18 protein-coding genes and 3 rRNA genes (1 of these 21 only partly in view) are annotated in these 17,588 nt (G+C 51.1%); 9 read left to right on the forward strand and 12 right to left on the reverse strand.

What is annotated here, in order from left to right; all coding sequences use genetic code 11:
• Window positions 1–69: 69 nt before the first annotated feature.
• The 9 genes from MJO57_RS28830 to MJO57_RS28870 form a co-directional block, all read right to left on the reverse strand.
• Complete coding sequence (locus MJO57_RS28830) at window positions 70–243, reverse strand: hypothetical protein (protein WP_252020691.1); 174 nt, start codon at window positions 241–243, stop codon at window positions 70–72.
• A 20-nt stretch (window positions 244–263) separates the two neighbouring features.
• Window positions 264–533 (reverse strand): Ref family recombination enhancement nuclease, encoded by a 270-nt coding sequence (locus MJO57_RS28835; protein WP_252020694.1) that lies wholly within the window; start codon window positions 531–533, stop codon window positions 264–266.
• A gap of 10 nt (window positions 534–543) precedes the next feature.
• Entirely contained in the window at window positions 544–948 is a 405-nt protein-coding gene (locus MJO57_RS28840; protein ID WP_252020696.1) for a hypothetical protein, read from the reverse strand.
• A gap of 32 nt (window positions 949–980) precedes the next feature.
• A complete protein-coding gene (locus MJO57_RS28845; protein WP_252020698.1) occupies window positions 981–1,481 on the reverse strand; it encodes a DUF1367 family protein in 501 nt (166 codons plus the stop codon).
• Window positions 1,481–2,053: a hypothetical protein gene (locus MJO57_RS28850; RefSeq protein WP_252020700.1), complete on the reverse strand. Its 573-nt coding sequence runs from the start codon at window positions 2,051–2,053 to the stop codon at window positions 1,481–1,483. The genes MJO57_RS28845 and MJO57_RS28850 overlap by 1 nt, the downstream gene beginning before the upstream one ends.
• Window positions 1,986–2,528 carry a hypothetical protein gene (locus tag MJO57_RS28855; protein ID WP_252020702.1) on the reverse strand — a complete coding sequence of 181 codons (543 nt, stop codon included), beginning with the start codon at window positions 2,526–2,528 and terminating at the stop codon, window positions 1,986–1,988. The genes MJO57_RS28850 and MJO57_RS28855 overlap by 68 nt, the downstream gene beginning before the upstream one ends.
• Window positions 2,529–2,601: 73 nt before the next feature.
• A complete protein-coding gene (locus MJO57_RS28860) occupies window positions 2,602–4,116 on the reverse strand; it encodes an IS66 family transposase (RefSeq protein WP_252020703.1) in 1,515 nt (504 codons plus the stop codon).
• On the reverse strand, window positions 4,113–4,730 hold the full coding sequence (locus MJO57_RS28865; RefSeq protein WP_252020705.1) for a hypothetical protein: 618 nt from the start codon (window positions 4,728–4,730) through the stop codon (window positions 4,113–4,115). The genes MJO57_RS28860 and MJO57_RS28865 overlap by 4 nt, the downstream gene beginning before the upstream one ends.
• The gene (locus tag MJO57_RS28870) at window positions 4,727–5,029 is read right to left on the reverse strand and encodes a hypothetical protein (protein ID WP_252020707.1); all 303 of its coding nucleotides are present in this window, start codon (window positions 5,027–5,029) and stop codon (window positions 4,727–4,729) included. Before MJO57_RS28870 ends, MJO57_RS28865 begins: the two co-directional genes overlap by 4 nt.
• A gap of 214 nt (window positions 5,030–5,243) precedes the next feature.
• Here MJO57_RS28870 and MJO57_RS28875 point away from each other — a divergent pair, with 214 nt between their 5' ends.
• From MJO57_RS28875 to MJO57_RS28915, 9 genes are all read left to right on the forward strand, one after another.
• Complete coding sequence (locus MJO57_RS28875) at window positions 5,244–5,885, forward strand: helix-turn-helix domain-containing protein (protein WP_252020709.1); 642 nt, start codon at window positions 5,244–5,246, stop codon at window positions 5,883–5,885.
• A gap of 509 nt (window positions 5,886–6,394) precedes the next feature.
• Window positions 6,395–6,727 carry a hypothetical protein gene (locus MJO57_RS28880; protein WP_252020711.1) on the forward strand — a complete coding sequence of 111 codons (333 nt, stop codon included), beginning with the start codon at window positions 6,395–6,397 and terminating at the stop codon, window positions 6,725–6,727.
• Window positions 6,720–7,094, forward strand: a complete 375-nt coding sequence (locus MJO57_RS28885; protein WP_252020713.1) for a hypothetical protein — start codon at window positions 6,720–6,722, stop codon at window positions 7,092–7,094. Before MJO57_RS28880 ends, MJO57_RS28885 begins: the two co-directional genes overlap by 8 nt.
• Window positions 7,084–7,950, forward strand: coding sequence for an ERF family protein (locus tag MJO57_RS28890; RefSeq protein WP_252020714.1), 867 nt, complete (start codon window positions 7,084–7,086; stop codon window positions 7,948–7,950). The genes MJO57_RS28885 and MJO57_RS28890 overlap by 11 nt, the downstream gene beginning before the upstream one ends.
• Entirely contained in the window at window positions 7,947–8,864 is a 918-nt protein-coding gene (locus tag MJO57_RS28895; RefSeq protein ID WP_252020716.1) for a YqaJ viral recombinase family protein, read from the forward strand. Before MJO57_RS28890 ends, MJO57_RS28895 begins: the two co-directional genes overlap by 4 nt.
• Before the next feature lie 12 nt (window positions 8,865–8,876).
• On the forward strand, window positions 8,877–9,389 hold the full coding sequence (gene ssb, locus MJO57_RS28900; protein WP_252020718.1) for a single-stranded DNA-binding protein: 513 nt from the start codon (window positions 8,877–8,879) through the stop codon (window positions 9,387–9,389).
• A gap of 21 nt (window positions 9,390–9,410) precedes the next feature.
• Window positions 9,411–9,734 (forward strand): hypothetical protein, encoded by a 324-nt coding sequence (locus MJO57_RS28905; RefSeq protein WP_066017883.1) that lies wholly within the window; start codon window positions 9,411–9,413, stop codon window positions 9,732–9,734.
• A gap of 69 nt (window positions 9,735–9,803) precedes the next feature.
• Window positions 9,804–11,051 carry a hypothetical protein gene (locus tag MJO57_RS28910; protein ID WP_252020720.1) on the forward strand — a complete coding sequence of 416 codons (1,248 nt, stop codon included), beginning with the start codon at window positions 9,804–9,806 and terminating at the stop codon, window positions 11,049–11,051.
• A 106-nt stretch (window positions 11,052–11,157) separates the two neighbouring features.
• Window positions 11,158–11,418: a helix-turn-helix domain-containing protein gene (locus tag MJO57_RS28915; protein WP_066017891.1), complete on the forward strand. Its 261-nt coding sequence runs from the start codon at window positions 11,158–11,160 to the stop codon at window positions 11,416–11,418.
• Between the two features lie 72 nt (window positions 11,419–11,490).
• Here MJO57_RS28915 and rrf read toward each other — a convergent pair.
• The 3 genes from rrf to MJO57_RS28930 form a co-directional block, all read right to left on the reverse strand.
• A 5S ribosomal RNA gene (rrf, locus tag MJO57_RS28920) occupies window positions 11,491–11,606 on the reverse strand.
• A 195-nt stretch (window positions 11,607–11,801) separates the two neighbouring features.
• A 23S ribosomal RNA gene (locus tag MJO57_RS28925) occupies window positions 11,802–17,078 on the reverse strand.
• Window positions 17,079–17,424: 346 nt separating this feature from the next.
• A 16S ribosomal RNA gene (locus tag MJO57_RS28930) occupies window positions 17,425–17,588 on the reverse strand (it continues 1,404 nt past the right edge of the window).
• Together the 16S, 23S and 5S rRNA genes form the textbook arrangement of a ribosomal RNA operon.

The raw sequence follows: 17,588 nt of genomic DNA on the forward strand, positions 1-17,588 counted from the left end.
TGTTGACTCACTTACCGGGGATAGGCTCACTTCCTGACGATTCGTTGTGATCGTTCACTTTCATCCCCACTAATCGTTCTGAAAGTTGAAACGGCACTTTTTGGCTGACATCTGCTTCACAAACTCGTCCGCCTTGAGACTGCTGCTCCGCCATTCACCGTCCCAGTAATAGAGCTGGTTGTTCTTACCCAGCTTGTAATAGGTGCCCATCCAAAAGCCACTGGCTCCCTTGGGTGGTTGCATGGTTCATACTCCCTAATCCGCTAACCGACAAAACTCTGCCGGTATAATTCCACATCACTTCGGGTCTGTCGCACCAGTTCTTCCTCCTGCCCATATCGCTGGACAAAGCGGCTGGCGTTCACATGAATGGCATCGTCGTAAAACCGGTGATGCCCAGGGCACAACGGCATGGTGTCAAAGTGGCTGGCCCTGCGTCCCATGCCCGTCCCCTGTCGCTGATGATGCACTTCCGCCGGGACACCCGCCAGACCATTAATCCGGCAGGCAATGCAGCCCAGTTGAGCCACCATCTGCAGATAGTCACGCTCGCTGCGGGTCACAGGCCGTCTGCCATGCCTTGAGTTTACGGGCCAGGTGGCGCCGGTTGATTTTCAGCACAAACGCGGCTTCGGTCAGCGTCATCTCACGACACAATGCCAGCACATCGTCTTTAAACTCCGCCGAAAATACCTTGTAGTAAAGAGCCCGGGTCGGGTACGCCCAGTAAAACTCATCCACCTCTGGCTGTGATTTGCCTGGCTTGCGCCTGCGGATCTGTCGTTCACTGAGTTTGGGGTAGCTGCTGTTTTCCCCGGATTTCACGTAGAGGACAAACCGTCCACAGGCTGCCCGTTGCTGTTGGCAATACGAACGCCAGCCACAGTTCAGACAGGGGCAATTGTCCTCTTCCATCAGGGTTGCTTCAATCCGTGCTTGTGCCGCCATCCTTCACACTTCCTCTTCCGAACCTCTGTCCACTAATCAAAATTCACCAGCTGTTCAACCAGCCGGTCTACTCTCTCCCGACTCCAGCCCCGTTTGGGACTCAACACATACCGGAGAAACACATCCAGCACTGCGGAGTAGACTTTCTCAAACTCCATCTGCTCCATATTCCTGAAAGCAATACTCTTCGCCCGTACCCGCACCTTGCCATCGGGGTAGCCAATGACCTGATAGAAACCGGCCTGCACCAGAGCCCAATAGCGAAACTCGTCAAAATCCGGCAACGGCGTCACCCAGCAGTTGGAGCCAGCCATCTGCACCGGTGACTGCGGCAACCGCTCAAACTCGCCATAAGCGACACTGCACAGCTTCATAAACTTGCGGTGGAACCGGGCATTGCGAGCCTTACGGAACTCGGCACTGATCACCTGCCCCGGTTGCAGTTGGAGAATGAACGCCTCATCGTTGGCCGATACCGGCAACAGGATCGGTTGCGGCTGATAACTGCGCACCAGTTCCAGAGCAGCAGCCATCAGAACATCCCCATCAGCTTGGCCCTGGCGCCCTGACCATCCAGCGGATCGATTCCCTGATCGTTCATGGTCTCCCGCTGCAACTGGTTCGAGTGGATCGCCGGATCAAACTGGTGCTCAATGGCTAGCTGATCTTCCAGTGGCAACCCCTGACATTCACGATTGACCAGTGCCTGATAGGCGACACCGAACTTCCGCTTCACCTCCCGGCACTCCTCCGCCGTACCGGCACTGCGCAGCTCATACCATCCGGCCGACCGGCCTGCCAGGTACACTGCCCGGTGGCTCCAGCCATGATGCGTGGGTTGACTGGCGTGTTCATTGGCTTCCCGCCAGGCGTTTGCCAGTGCTGGCAGTCCAAGCTCCTCCGGTAGTGGCTGGCACAACTTGCGAAACTCCGGTGCGGTGGGAGGCCATTTCCCGGCCAGTCGCACCCTGTTCAGTCCCAGCTCAAGCTGGGTTGGATGCAGGCCATCCAGTGTTTTCAACCACTCGCCATTGCGGTCAGCCAGACCGTATGCACTGGTCCACTTCTGCCCGAACAGGGCGGTCATCGTCGAAAACAGGTTCACCAGATCCTTCCGGCTCAACGTCGTAGATGGCTCCCTGGCCGTCGAAGGCTGCCTGTCCAGCGAAACGGCCTGATCCTTCGGGGTGGAGGATGTGGGCGTTGGCCTGTTCGACCTGTTCAACCAGGCTGAGTTTTCCAGAATGTCGCTGCCGCGCTTCATAGTTCACCTTCCATGGATTGCTCACGTTATCGGGGTTGTTCAGGTAGGCCGTGGTGGTTTTCACGTACTGGGTACCCGTCACCTGGGTCTCATCGCAGTACCGGGCGTATTTCAGGAGGTTGGCCAACAGGCCTTCAGGGGTATTCCCTTCCCCGAGCCGTGTTTTGTAGTGACCAAAGGTTTTGGTTTTGTTGCCCTTGTCGCCTTCCCGTTTTGGATACTGGCTCCACCACTGTTCGAACGATTCTGAAAATCTTGCCTTGTCCGATTTGGATTTGGATTTGGAGGGGTGTCGTACCAGTCGTGCTCCCGACACTTGGTGGCACTTCCCCCGTCCTGGGGGTCGTGCGATCGTCAGATCGGACATATGTCTTGTAAAGACTTCGTAACTATTCAGCACTGAGCAAAGGCATATTACAGTAATTCCGAACAGCTCTATGAAGTGATTGATATATGTCCATTCCCTGTTTTCTGGCAGACGACAAATAGCTGCGAATCCGTGCAAACATAGAACCACCGTCTGCACTCCTGAAGCAGCCTGAGATTTTCTGCTTTAACTTGGCCATTCGAACATCCCGCTCACTGCCATTGTTATCGAAGGGAATGGTAAAATCTGACATGAAGCGCAGTGTCTCAGCCTTGAACTCAGTGAGTCGTTTGAAGAGATTGTAAGCTTTAGTATTCTTGACTTTCTTGCGCTTAAGCTCCTCTCGTTGCTTCTCCATATAGACGACTTCTTTCATTAGAGCCCGCTGAAGCAACCGGTCATAAATCTTCTCGATTCGTTCACAGACAACACTTGGCATCTGTAGCATACCTATGGTCTTAAAGCCCTTGCAGTAATGCCAGGAAAGCCTCAGTAGCTTCATCAATCGCAACGCCAGTTGATTGCTGTCCCTATCAACAACACCCAAAAGCTCCCTCAGGTGATGGGCATTGCAAAGTACGTGAGTTGCCGCATATGCAAAATAGGATTTCCAATGATCATGAACCAGAACGCCTGCAAATGTTAGCAGTATGCCCATCGTGTCCATGGCCTCACGACCTCGCTTTTCAGACAAGTAGTAGAGCGTCCATTGTTCATCCCGCATAACGTGTAGCCAGTGCAAAGAGCCCTCGGCCCGCATACCCGTTTCATCGGCTCCGGCAACAGACGATTCCCGCAAGGCGTCACGAATAACCTCTTCAGTAGAAGCCAGATTTTCAGAGGTTCTGGCCACAAAATTGGCGACAGTGCCTGCACTTACACTCATTTTATAGAGAGTATTAAAATACTCTGACACGCGCTTAAAAGGCAGGAAATGGTATTGGTTAAGATAGACGGCCATAGCCTGTGTGGCTGAGCCATATTGTGCGGCAGCGGTAACACCTTCCGGGAATTCAGCCTGATTCCGACAACCACAAGTGCAGATTTTTACTTCAGCTCTATGGGCCGTTACTTCAAATTCACCCGGTCTCCCTGGTTCAAACACCTGTCGTTCAATATATTTGACCGGCTCACTATCAAGAAGAGACGCCTGACATTTATTGCATTCTTTAACCGGAAGGTACTCAATATAGTCAGGGATATCGACCTGTTTAAGACAAGTGCCCTGATGCCCTTTCTTTCCACCGGCTTTATTACCAGAAGACTGTCTCAGACTTTTAGGATTGGGTTTTTCATCCGATGGATCGGTACCTTTATCTGCGGAAAGGTCGTCAGAATGATCTGGAGAATTACTGTTTTTACAAGGTTTTTGATAACCATCAGACGATGGCGGCTTGCTGCTGTTTTGACTGTTCTTGCCAACCTTTTCTTCCAATTCTCGACATCGCTCTTCCAGACAGGCAACTCTCATCCGCAGCTCTGCATTCTCTTTCAAGAGAATCTCAGCCGACATAGTTGCGGGTAGTTCTGGAATCATGCTGGCGAATATTGTGGAAAAATGGTGCTTAAGAGGATGGTATAAAAATCAGAAAATTCCAGATTTATGTGGGGGTGCTGAACAGTTACAAGACTTCTATACTTCTCTTCTTCTCTATTTCTATACTTCTCTAGGCTAACTTCTTCCGAACGAATTTCTAACAACTGTCTAACCTGTTCGGCCAGCTGCTTAACTTCTCTGCAAGCCTTGCCAGCACTGAGTTTATCCACCACTCGCTGAATCACTGGCACAGCTTCAGGCAGAATATCTGGCAGCCTTTCTGGCAGCTCAGTCAATGCACGTAATCGGGCGATAATCTGCTTCTGATTTACCGTTGGGTTATGATCCATGAACCGATGGATACACAGGTAGCTTCCCCGTTCGGAGAGCGTTAGAAAATTGTTAGATTCCAGTTCTGCCAATGTTTTATGAACCATTGCCAGATCCCAGCATAAGTCATCTGCCATATACCCTCTGGACAACTTGAAAATCCCGATCAAGTTGCCATGTCCAGTGGTCAACAGATACAGGGCCATCAGCTTGGCGCTGTCTGACAATGCCTGAATGTCATCACTGATCCAGAAACGACTTTCGATCTTGCCAAAGGTTTTCATCGTCTGCCCTCCCTGGGAAAATAGCGATCAGCCTCATCAACATTGTGCTGGTTAGTACGCATCCACTTATTGATAAAACTCACCACCCGGTGCCCCGGGCCGGGCTCACTCCATTGGTCCAGCATGTATCGGTAGGCTTTCAGCAACTGCGCGGCAACATCGACATCCGGACACTCCCAGCACAGCTTCTCATAGTGGTCAGCCGATAAGGTCTGGTTTGGCCGGTCACTCATTGGCCAGATAATGTCCTGCCAATGCTCGGGATGTTCAGGAATGTCCTGTTCCTCTGGGTCAATCATGGTGTGCCTCCATTCAATCGTTATGACTCACGTTAAATTCCATTTTTAAATATAATTACCCGAATTATATTTACTCACATAAACTTTAATCGCAAATAATTTCACCTATGTAGACTTAAGCAATGATTAGTCACACTATCCTCGAGGCCTGCCCATACATTCATCGGTTATGTCGTGTTAAATTTTTTTACATCCATAAACAACCACTACGGAAATGCATGTGACGATTCACTGGTCAGAACGAGCCCGACAGAAGGCAAGCGAACTCGGCATCCGGGATCTGGAGATTGCATCACGATCAGGCTGGAGTAAGTCCAGTGTCAGTCTGTGGATGAATGGTCAGCGCGAGCCCAAGCTGGAACAGAAAATGGCCGTGGCCGAAGTATTGGGCGTGAGCGTTCACTGGCTGGATACTGGCGAAGAAGCCCTGGAAGATCACAAACTGCCAGTGATCACCATGGATGACATCGAAAAATTCTGGGCAGAAATTGAGGAGAAGGGGAAGGTATACCAGGAGACTTCCGGTATCCGCATTATCGAGTCCTGCAGCGAGAACAGCTTTCTGGTCATTATGGACAACGATACGATGATTGATCTGACCAATGCCGAGAAGAAGCATATTCCGGAAGGCAGTTCTGTACAAATTGATGTCGATACCATGCCTCAATCCGGCGATATTCTTCTGGTTCAGCATAACAACCGAATGGTTCTGCGGGAGTGGAAACGCCTCAGCGCGACCGAGCACTACCTCAGGGTCATCAACCGGCTCTACAGCAACCTGGATTTCACCCATGAGGGAGACATCATGGAGATTTTTAAAGGAACAGCGGTAGGCTATAGCCTGTCACTTCGTTAATGACACCAGGTTTCCAGATAACCTCCACGGCCAGAAGTGCCGTGGTTTCCTTTAAACTGTTTGACCGTGATTAACCCGTCTCGAATCCCGATATGTAAACAACAAATTTCCGAAACATAAACCGCTCAATCACACGAAAAGCCAATAATTAACTAACGAAATCCCCCATCCAGTCCTTCAGCCCTCCTATAGCCACTAAATTCAGTGACCATTTACATTATTTAGTCAACATCTATCAAAGGCATTCTCATTATAGATAAATATTATCTATTCCCTATTTGTAAATTACTATTCCTTGCGTGTAGATTAGATAATCAAATAATAAATCTGTGGGAGGCTCTTGTAGGATTTCAGACTGCTACTGGGTTGAACATTGCTGAAGCCCTTTATCTACAAAGGTTGTCAGCATATTGTCCGGTAATGTTGCTCAATCCTTGTTTTTCGTGACCTACAGTCAGTTTTCACTGTAGAGCAGTTCGTAATCAAAATAGAGCCTCTGTGGAATATTAATGGATGCTGTCACCCGTGATCTCAACCAGCATCTTCATGCCCTCGATGCCAGAGAAACCCTGGAAGAGTGTATCGAGACCGAACTGGAACGAATCGAAACCGACTTTCAGCAGAGCCTGGAAACCAACGGCACCTTCCTGGTTAGAGGTATTGGTCTCATCACGGCCATCTCCCTGATCCAGTTTCTCATCTTAGAAGAATTTCACCCCATGCAGGGCTTTCGCTGGCTGGCTGTCAAACAGCTGGCCCATGACTGCAGTGACGAACACTCCCGCCTTTCCAGCTGGGACATCATTAACTATGCGAGCAAGCGAGGTTATTGCCGTGGCTAACCAACATGCGGTTCATGAAAACCGGCTGGCAGAACCGGTAATCACCGGCATCAGCGACTGGCTGAACATCAATCAATACACCTATGACTACAGCAAGGTCTGCCAGCTGAAAGACCGTATTGCCAAAAAGGTCTCACCGAGCATGACGGTCCTTCAGATCTACCGGGTCATCCGGGACGAAATCGCCGCGTGGCGCAAAGACCCCAAAACCTGTGATGCGGTAATCGTCGATTTCCGCGCCTGGTGTGAACTGCACGACACGTTATCCAAAGCACTGGAAAAAAGTTTCCGCATGGAAATTGCCGACCAGGTGCTCGCCGTCAGACACCGAATTCTCACCGATGAGGCCCGCCGCCATGCCCGCTAAAAAGAAAGTGCAGGAGTGTATCACCCAGGAAACCCACCCAATTACGGTGCCGGACACCACCCCCGTTACTGAAATGGGTCAGCTGCTCAACCGCGTTCTGGAGAACGGCGCCAATATCGAAACCCTGGAACGGGTCATGAAACTCTACGAACATCGGCAGGAAAAGCTGGCAGAGCAGCAGTTCAACCACGCCTTTGCCGCTTTTCAAAAAGAACTGCCTGCGGTCAAAAAGAGCAAGACTGCCAGCTTCACCACCACCAAAGGCTACACCATGAAATACAGTTATGCCTCCATGGATGATGTGGTGCAGGCAGTTCAACCGGTGCTGCACACAGTGGGTCTCAGCTACTGGTTTGAACAATCTCAGGAACAGGTAGCGGTACAAAAGGAGGTTGAACGACAACAAGGCCTCACAGAAATACGACCGGTGACCGTTAGCATGATCACCATCACCTGCCACCTGGGGCATGTATCCGGTCACGCCATCCACAATACCGTCTCTGGTCCGGTGGACGCCAGCGGCAACAAAAACCAGATCCAGCAAATGTCCTCTGCGGTCACCTATCTGAAGCGGATCGCACTGGTCGGTATCCTTGGCGTGGCCTGCACCGATGACGATGTGGACGGCCATGCACCGGACGTACCGACGGAAAAGCCATCGGTTTACCCGGACGACGACTTCCAGCGCAACCTGCCGGACTGGACTGCCCGTATCGAGTCCGGCCGCAACACCGTGGAAGACATCATCATCAATGCCGAAAGCAGAGCCCCCCTTTCCCCCCAACAGGTTCAGCACATCCAGGCTATCCAGCCACGTTCCATCCAACCACACTCCACCCAGGAGGCCAATAAATGAAACTGATCAATGTCAAACAGGGCAGTCCTGAATGGCTGGCTTTGCGGCGGGCACACTTCACCGCCAGTGAAGCACCCGCCATGATGGGCGACAGCCCCTTCATCAGCCGTGACCAACTGATCTATCAGAAAGTCACCGGCTATACGCCACCGGTTACGCCCCAGCAGCAACATCGTTTTGATATGGGGCACGCAGCAGAAGCTGAGGCTCGCCCCATCATTGAAGTACAGGAGATGAAAACCCTCTTCCCGGTGACTGGCACCCGGACCGTGGAAGGCCTGCCCCTGCTGGCCAGCTTTGACGGCCTTGATCTGGATCGAAAACTGATCTTCGAACACAAACTCTGGAACCCAAAAGTCGTCGCCCAGATCGAAGGGGAAGGTATTGAACCCGGTTACTACTGGCAACTGGAGCAACAGCTGCTGGTCAGTAACCAGAAAGGGGGTCGGGTCATCTTTGTCTGCTCCGATGGCACCCGTGAAAACCTTCGCTGGGTCTATTACGACGCTCACGACGATCGACGTCATACCCTGATCGAAGGCTGGCATCAATTCAAGGCCGATCTGGAGCAAGCGGAGAGACTGCACGATAAAGGGAAACTCCCCAACCCGTACGCTGAAGCCGTCGTTCGACACGATGACACCTTCCAAAAAGCAGAACAGAGCTACCACCTAGCCCTGCAGACACTGAATGCCGCCAAAGCCCTGGCAGAGAAGACCAAACAGGACCTGATCGACCTGACCGGAGGTGCCAAAACCAAAGGCAGCCAATTCCAGCTCTACCCCACCTACCGCAAAGGCAACGTGAAATGGCAGGACGCCTTCAAAGCCATGCTGCCGGAAGTCCCCATGAAAGACCTGGAGAAATACAAAGGCAAACCGGCCACGGTCTGGACAGTAAAACCCCTGAACTAAAGGAGAACCTTAATGAGCAGAGGCGTTAATAAAGTCATCCTGGTTGGGCATGTCGGGCAGGACCCCGTCGTGCGCTATACCCCCGGTGGCGAAGCGGTGGCCAACATCAGTCTTGCTACCTCGGAGAAATGGAAGGACCGGAACGGACAGCCACAGGAAAGAACCGAGTGGCACCGCATCGTCACCTTCGGCAAGCTGGCAGACATTGCCCAGCAGCTGGTGCGCAAGGGCAGCAAGCTCTACATCGAAGGCAAACTCCAGACCCGCAAGTGGCAGGACAATCACGGCCAGGACCGATACACCACGGAAGTCGTGGTCACCGGCTTCAACGGACAGATTCAGATCCTGGACAAGCTGAATGAGCAGCCTGCCCAGCAACAACAACAGCATCAGCCACCACAACACGCCGCTCACCACGGCAACCATCACCAGCCACAGAACACCCGCTACCCAACCAAGACGAACCCGCCGTCATCGCCACCCGCTGAGGGGTATGACGACTACGATGACTCGATTCCTTTCTAACCCAACGGAGAATGGCAGCCCATGGATGGATTAACGGCCGATGACCTGGCTCTGGCCCTGGAGATCAAACATAAACGCGCAGCGGGCATCAACACCCGCAAAGAGGAAGCGGAACTCTCGGAAAAAATCCGCATTGCAGATCGGATCGGCGATCGAATGGGAGGACTGCCACTGGATGCTGAAACCGTGATGATCGAAATGACCGCCCTGATCGTGGCCATTACCGTGGGTATTCACAGCCCTCTAGCGAGGGATCAATCCATGCTGGTCACCGGACTGATCCTGCAACGCCTGCAGGAAAATGACCCGTACCCTAACCATCATTCAACGGAACGCATTCACTGATAGACACCAGAGCAGTCACACAACGCTGAAGAGCAAGGAAGCGAGAGGACGTTGACTATGGACAACACAGTGCTTAATAAAAACAGCACCATCACCAGCCTAGATCAGGCTGAACTGAAAATCCGACGCGCCGGTATCATTCGACTCAACCCTGAAGGGCATGAGCAGGTAGAAGGTGAGGAGCTGCTGCAAACCGTCTGTGGCTTTAACCTGGAATCCAAAACCGTGGCTCAGGCGATTAAACGACAGATCGCAAAGCATGAGTTTTGCGAAGGAAAGGACTTTACAACATCGATGTTGCAAAGTTCTGGAGGCCGTCCCAGACGGGTTTATCACTTTTCGGTGAATGCCGCGAACCATGTTCTGCTGTCCGCCATGACCCAGGAAGGCAAACAGGCCAGACAAGAGGCCATTGATGAAAAGCGGAAACAGCAACTCACGGATGCGCTCAATATACATCCGTCATCCGAAAAGCCAGCGCTGGATCAACGGGAGAACGACACACCGCAGGTGTTGCTCGAAATCAACATGGCCACTTCCCTGAAAGCCATCGCCTTTGCCGAAGCACTGGGCTTTACCGGCAACCAGAAACTGCTCTCCGCTGACCGGCTGCTGAAAAGCCAGATCGGTTTCTCCCCGCTGGAAGCCATGGGTCAGAGACAACTGATCGCACCCGTTCAGCAAATGACATTTACCCCAACCCAGCTCGGGCAGATGATGACATCACCCCAGGACGCCCGAGAGGTAAACCGACGGCTGGAAGCAGCAAGACTGCAAACCAAGATCGACCGGCAGTGGATACCGACCGACCTTGGAACGCCGTTCTGTGAAATCCTCGACACCGGGAAGTCCCACCACAGCGGTACTCCGGTAAAGCAGGTGAAGTGGTATCAGACCGTGCTGGATCGTTTAGTTCCCAGGACCGATGCCGGCCCCGAAACGGTGCCAATGGATCGGAATAGCCACGATGCTGACCCACCACTGTATGGGTCAGACGAAGACTGCGAGCCCGTGCCAAGAAAACCAAAGCGCAAACGGAACCGCTACGAGTTGGACGATTACTTCTCACTGGTGGAACTGGGGGAATTTATTGGCAGAAGCCGTCAGCATGTGGTCGAGGTGCTGGAGAAACACCGTATCATCAAATGGACCGGACAGGGGAAAAAAGGGAAATACCTGCTCACCGATAGGGGCTGGCAGTACGGCCTGATGTACGACCCCACCGAAACCCTATTTCATAACCGACAGAGCAAGCGACTGACCACCAGTAACGCACAGCCGGTACTGGGTTATGACATCCTGAAATTTTTCCATTAAAACCGGAGATGATTCAGGAAGCAGAAGAACACGCTTCATGGCAGTTGAAGCATCTTACGGGATAACAGAACCCTGTTATCCGATCGCCAGGAAAGGAGACCATGGCATGGACGTGAAATCCCCCATCGAATGCATCAATTACTCAACCCGCGAAGCCGCGTTGTACATCGGGGTCTGTAAAAGTGCTCTGGATAAATCAAGAGTATCGGGCGTGCTGTTTGGCCAGACCCCGCCCCCATTTCTCAAACTCGGACGTTCCATCCGCTACCGGGTCGAAGACCTGAAAGCGTGGCTGGACCAGCAGCAATCCTATGAAACCCTGGCACAGGCTGAGTCGGATAAAAATTTCGGCGACTATCCGAACTGATTCCGAACCTGACCAAACGCACAAAAGGCTTCCGTAGGGAAGCCTTTGTTTTTTCTACACTTTAAATTGGGTGCCTGGCGATGACCTACTCTCACATGGGGAAACCCCACACTACCATCGGCGATAAGTCATTTCACTGCTGAGTTCGGGATGGGATCAGGTGGTTCTAACTTTCTATGGTCGCCAGGCTTATCTGGTTGTCGGTTAACAGTGAACAGTGAACGGTGAACAGTTGACTGTTATCAGTTATCACTATTAACTAGGAATCCACTATTTAAGCTTTATATTCTTGCATAACACTCTACATGTATGGCTCTAACTGTTCACAGTAAACTGTCTACTGTCTACTGTCTACTGTCTACTGGAGATCGCTTTGGCGTTATATGGTCAAGCCGCACGAGTCATTAGTATTGGTTAGCTCAATGCCTCACAGCACTTACACACCCAACCTATCAACGTCATAGTCTTTAACGGCTCTTCAGGGAGATCATGTCTCCAGGGAAGTCTCATCTTGAAGGGGGCTTCCCGCTTAGATGCTTTCAGCGGTTATCCCGTCCGAACATAGCTACCGGGCAATGCGTCTGGCGACACAACCCGAACACCAGTGGTCCGTCCACTCCGGTCCTCTCGTACTAGGAGCAGCTCTTCTCAAACTTCCAACGTCCACGGCAGATAGGGACCGAACTGTCTCACGACGTTCTAAACCCAGCTCGCGTACCACTTTAAATGGCGAACAGCCATACCCTTGGGACCGGCTTCAGCCCCAGGATGTGATGAGCCGACATCGAGGTGCCAAACACCGCCGTCGATGTGAACTCTTGGGCGGTATCAGCCTGTTATCCCCGGAGTACCTTTTATCCGTTGAGCGATGGTCCTTCCATGCAGAACCACCGGATCACTATGACCTACTTTCGTACCTGCTCGAGATGTACCTCTCGCAGTCAAGCTGGCTTGTGCCATTACACTAACCGTACGATGTCCGACCGTACTTAGCCAACCTTCGTGCTCCTCCGTTACTCTTTGGGAGGAGACCGCCCCAGTCAAACTACCCACCACACAATGTCCCCGATCCCGTTTCAGGACCTGGGTTAGAACCTCAATATTGCCAGGGTGGTATTTCAAGGTTGGCTCCACGATGACTGGCGTCACCGCTTCAAAGCCTCCCACCTATCCTACACAAGCAACATCAAGATCCACTGTGAAGCTGTAGTAAAGGTTCACGGGGTCTTTCCGTCTAGCCGCGGATACGCTGCATCTTAACAGCGATTTCAATTTCACTGAGTCTCGGGTGGAGACAGCGTGGCCATCGTTACGCCATTCGTGCAGGTCGGAACTTACCCGACAAGGAATTTCGCTACCTTAGGACCGTTATAGTTACGGCCGCCGTTTACCGGGGCTTCGATCAAGAGCTTCCCTGACCACTTAATCGCTCTATCAGCAGTTGCTTCACTCGCCTATGACTTTTCAGCTTGGCTTCTCGCTTTCTTGCGATTGCTTCACTCTGATAAGCCTCGTAGTAAACCAACTCTATATCTTTATGCTGTATACCGAATCGGCTCTGTCCTGATTTATGTTCCGCCAGACGACGGCGCAAATCAGACGAATAGCCAACATAATAGTCGCCATTATCTTTAGCCTTTAAAACATATACATAATACATAAAGCGATTAAGTGGTCAGGTAACCCCATCAATTAACCTTCCGGCACCGGGCAGGCGTCACACCGTATACGTCCACTTTCGTGTTGGCACAGTGCTGTGTTTTTAATAAACAGTCGCAGCCACCTGGTATCTTCGACCAGCCTCAGCTTACGGAGCAAGTCCGATCACCAAAGCCGGCGCACCTTCTCCCGAAGTTACGGTGCCATTTTGCCTAGTTCCTTCACCCGAGTTCTCTCAAGCGCCTTGGTATTCTCTACCTGACCACCTGTGTCGGTTTGGGGTACGGTCCCTTCTGACCTGATGCTTAGAAGTTTTTCCTGGAAGCATGGCATCAATCACTTCAGTTCCGTAGAACCTCGTCATCAATTCTCGGCATTCTCAATTAAGAGAGCGATCCGGATTTGCCTGGATCCCTTGCCTACTATCTTAAACGCAGACAACCAACGCTGCGCTGACCTAGCCTTCTCCGTCACTCCGTCGCAGTCAGAAGGGGTACAGGAATATTGACCTGTTTCCCATCGATTACGTCTTTCGACCTCACCTTAGGGGCCGACTCACCCTGCGCCGATTAGCGTTGCGCAGGAACCCTTGGTCTTCCGGCGGGGGAGCTTCTCACTCCCCTTGTCGTTACTCATGTCAGCATTCGCACTTCTGATACCTCCAGCACACCTCCCGATGCACCTTCAACGGCTTACAGAACGCTCCTCTACCGGTTCAGTAGACAGTTGACAGTAGACGGTGGACGGTTTTGCCTTGAGTCATTGGTGACTTTTGTGCAAATTCGTTAGCATTTTGGCAATTGTCTGGTATTCAGTTTTCAGGTGTTCCCACTGATTTTTCTCGATGTATCCGAGATCCAGTGAGTATCTGATCCATACTCGCATTTCGTCGGCTGATCCGATGGCCATTAATAAGAACCTTCGAAATTCAGCTTTTGAAATACTCATTTTGCCATAGCCTTCAGCAACATTTGCGCATATGCCTTTACTGGCTCTGCGCATTTGATCAGCAAGCCCACGCACTTGTTCATGCTTTGGAAAGTCAAATGTTAGCTTATGAACTTCAAGTGAAGTCCGATACGCTTTTTTGAAAACTTCCAATTGCTCAAAACCTTGCATGACTTACTCAACAAACTGTGTACTGTCCACTGTCAACTGCCCACTGAACCCCGTAGCTTCGGTGAACAGTTTGAGCCCCGTTAAATCTTCCGCGCGAGCCGACTCGACCAGTGAGCTATTACGCTTTCTTTAAAGGGTGGCTGCTTCTAAGCCAACCTCCTGGCTGTCCTGACTCTTGATCACATCTCTCCAGCGCTGAACTGCCGGGCTATCTGCCAGGTTTTTACCCGATCCTGCAATTTCGCCCAGCCTTCCCATACCACTAACCAGCCGGGCTGCCCTGTATGCTTTGAATCACCCCAACCACCAAGCCGAGCAATCGTTTGAAGCAGCCAAGTGACTGTTGGCGGCTTATCGGGCAACGCTTTTTTTTCATAGGTTAGCCAGAGAACCTGCCATTCATCATCACTGACCACCTCATTCGCGAGTGTTTTTTCACTCCAAAGCTTTCTGTCTTTGTGCTGCCTGTCATTCGGTAACATTAATGCTTCACGGATTTGCATTAGTCTGACAGCGACAAACATTAATATGACCGCAAGTCGTTCAATGTTATCCGGAGATTGCAGACGAAGCCTTTCTACTCCTGCTCCCGATTTCCAAGCCTTATGGAACTCTTCTATTCGCCATCGGAGCTCGTAAAATCGAATGATAGAGCGACAGTCTTCGAATGTTTCAATATCTTCAGTTGTCAATAGTACCCAGTGCAAACGGTCTTCGGAGTCATTGCCAATCTCTTCAGCCGACACAATATTCATAGTTACCGGTTCCGGCCTGCCGCCTGGCCTTTGCGGCGCCTGTATTGTCATCTTCTTTCTTTTGACCTGCAGCGTTGCCTTTCGCTTCTTTCTACCTCCTTTTTGAGGAACCACTATCGTATATTTCCCCAACACTTCAGTCTGAGCTAAGGAATCAAATAATAAGAGTTCGCCATCCACCAGGATTCTGTTTTGTGTAGCTCTTACAACAAACCGCTGTCGGTTATCCAGTTTGTAGTGCATATATTCGTATATATCCGCCTCCCGGTCGCAAACACTGATGATGTCAGGCATTTTACCCCCCATCCTTTGTTCTGTGTTTTCAGAGGCTCTTTGCCACTTAAAGCTTTCCTTTCCCTCGTAAGGTAGCTGACGACGTTGGTTCTTTTTCCCCCGCTGAACGTCCTCTCTAACCCATCGTTCTTGATCAATAAGCCCAATGCTTCGCTCTGTATCCGCATCAACCAAGAAGACAGAGTGGACGTGGAATCCTCTGGTTTTAGAGCCTTCAGGACCTCCAAGATCACCAAGCTCGGATCTGACAGCATGTTTATAACCCAGGGTTGTTGTATCTTCGAGAGCCAGAAGTAGGCGAGACTGTCTCGCTATTTTGGCAGTTGCCTGAAAGCCTGCCTCAGCTATTGCTTCAGGCTTTACGGCCTCATTCTCAATCAGCCGGTAAGCTCCAGTTACCAGTGCGGTATAACCTTCGCATGAAGATGACAAAGAATTACCGGTATGAGCTGAAAGCTCGGCAGCAACTTTGACAAGTCGTTTTGTACGTCGAGTATCGCCCAAATCAGCACATCCAAAAGTTAGTTCTGACCATGGTTTAGGAGAAAGTGGAAGCATGACCTGTTTTATCAGTGAGAAATGATAGAACAAGGTAGCTATTTGTGATCAAGAGACAGCCTGGCTGTCTGGGCCTTCTCACATCGTTTCCCACTTAACTGTTACTTTGGGACCTTAGCTGACGGTCTGGGTTGTTTCCCTTTCCACGACGGACGTTAGCACCCGCCGTGTGTCTCCCGTGATTGCACTCATCGGTATTCGGAGTTTGCATGGGGTTGGTAAGTCGGGATGACCCCCTAGCCCAAACAGTGCTCTACCCCCGATGGTGAGACACGAGGCGCTACCTAAATAGCTTTCGAGGAGAACCAGCTATCTCCGGGCTTGATTAGCCTTTCACTCCTATCCACAGGTCATCCGCTAGCTTTTCAACGATAGTCGGTTCGGTCCTCCAGTTGATGTTACTCAACCTTCAACCTGCCCATGGATAGATCGCCCGGTTTCGGGTCTACTCCCAGCGACTGTTGTTCCGAAGAACACGCCCTATTAAGACTCGGTTTCCCTACGGCTCCCCTATGCGGTTAACCTTGCCACTGAAAGTAAGTCGCTGACCCATTATACAAAAGGTACGCAGTCATCAGTGGACAGTTGACAGTAGACAGTAGACGGTGAACGGTTCAGGAAGTGCCTGTTTCTGGCTCCCTGTTCCATTCCGACGTTCTATCATCCAGCGACGGTGTTTCAGCCTTGCAGTCAACCGTGCTTTTGCACATTAACTGTCTACTGTCCACTGTCAACTGTCCACCGACTCCCACTGCTTGTACGTACACGGATTCAGGTTCTATTTCACTCCCCTCAACGGGGTTCTTTTCGCCTTTCCCTCACGGTACTGGTTCACTATCGGTCAGTCAGGAGTATTTAGCCTTGGAGGATGGTCCCCCCATGTTCAAACAGGATTTCACGTGTCCCGTCCTACTCGATTTCACAATGATTGGCCTTTCGTGTACGGGGCTATCACCCACTATGGCGACACTTTCCAGAGTCTTCCACTAAACCAAAAATTGCTTAAGGGCTGGTCCCCGTTCGCTCGCCGCTACTGGGGGAATCTCAATTGATTTCTTTTCCTCCGGGTACTTAGATGTTTCAGTTCCCCGGGTTCGCCTTCCAAAGCCTATGTATTCAGCTAAGGAATAACGGCTTATGCCGTTGGGTTTCCCCATTCGGAAATTCCTGGATCACAGCTTGTTTATCAGCTCCCCAAGACTTATCGCAGATTACCACGTCCTTCATCGCCTCTGACTGCCAAGGCATCCACCGTGCACGCTTAGTCACTTGACCATATAACCCGAAGCAATCTGTTTCAGGTCCGCTTCCCGCCACCCGCTACCTGCGGCCCGTAAAAGCAATGGTAAATAACTACCTTAACGATCTTCAGTCATCAACTGGTCACTGTTAACTGACCACTGACAACTGAACGCCATACACATTAGCTATTACCTTTCGGTAATTAACTTGAGAGTGTCTCAGCAAGAATTTTCTTTAAAAGACGCACGTCTTTTAAATCAATTCAGCTTAATTTGGATTCCACATTTTTAAAGAACAATGACTTATAAAACTGCGAATGCAGTTTTATTATCAAACAATTCGTGTGAACGCTTATGGACGGCGGTTGGTTAGTATCAATTAAGGAGGTGATCCAGCCCCAGGTTCCCCTAGGGCTACCTTGTTACGACTTCACCCCAGTCATGAATCACTCCGTGGTAATCGTCCTCCCCTATCCCGAAAGAAAAGGGGTTAGACTAACTACTTCTGGAGCAACCCACTCCCATGGTGTGACGGGCGGTGTGT

The sequence above is a fragment of the Endozoicomonas sp. SCSIO W0465 genome, from assembly GCF_023716865.1.
Taxonomy (GTDB): domain Bacteria; phylum Pseudomonadota; class Gammaproteobacteria; order Pseudomonadales; family Endozoicomonadaceae; genus Endozoicomonas.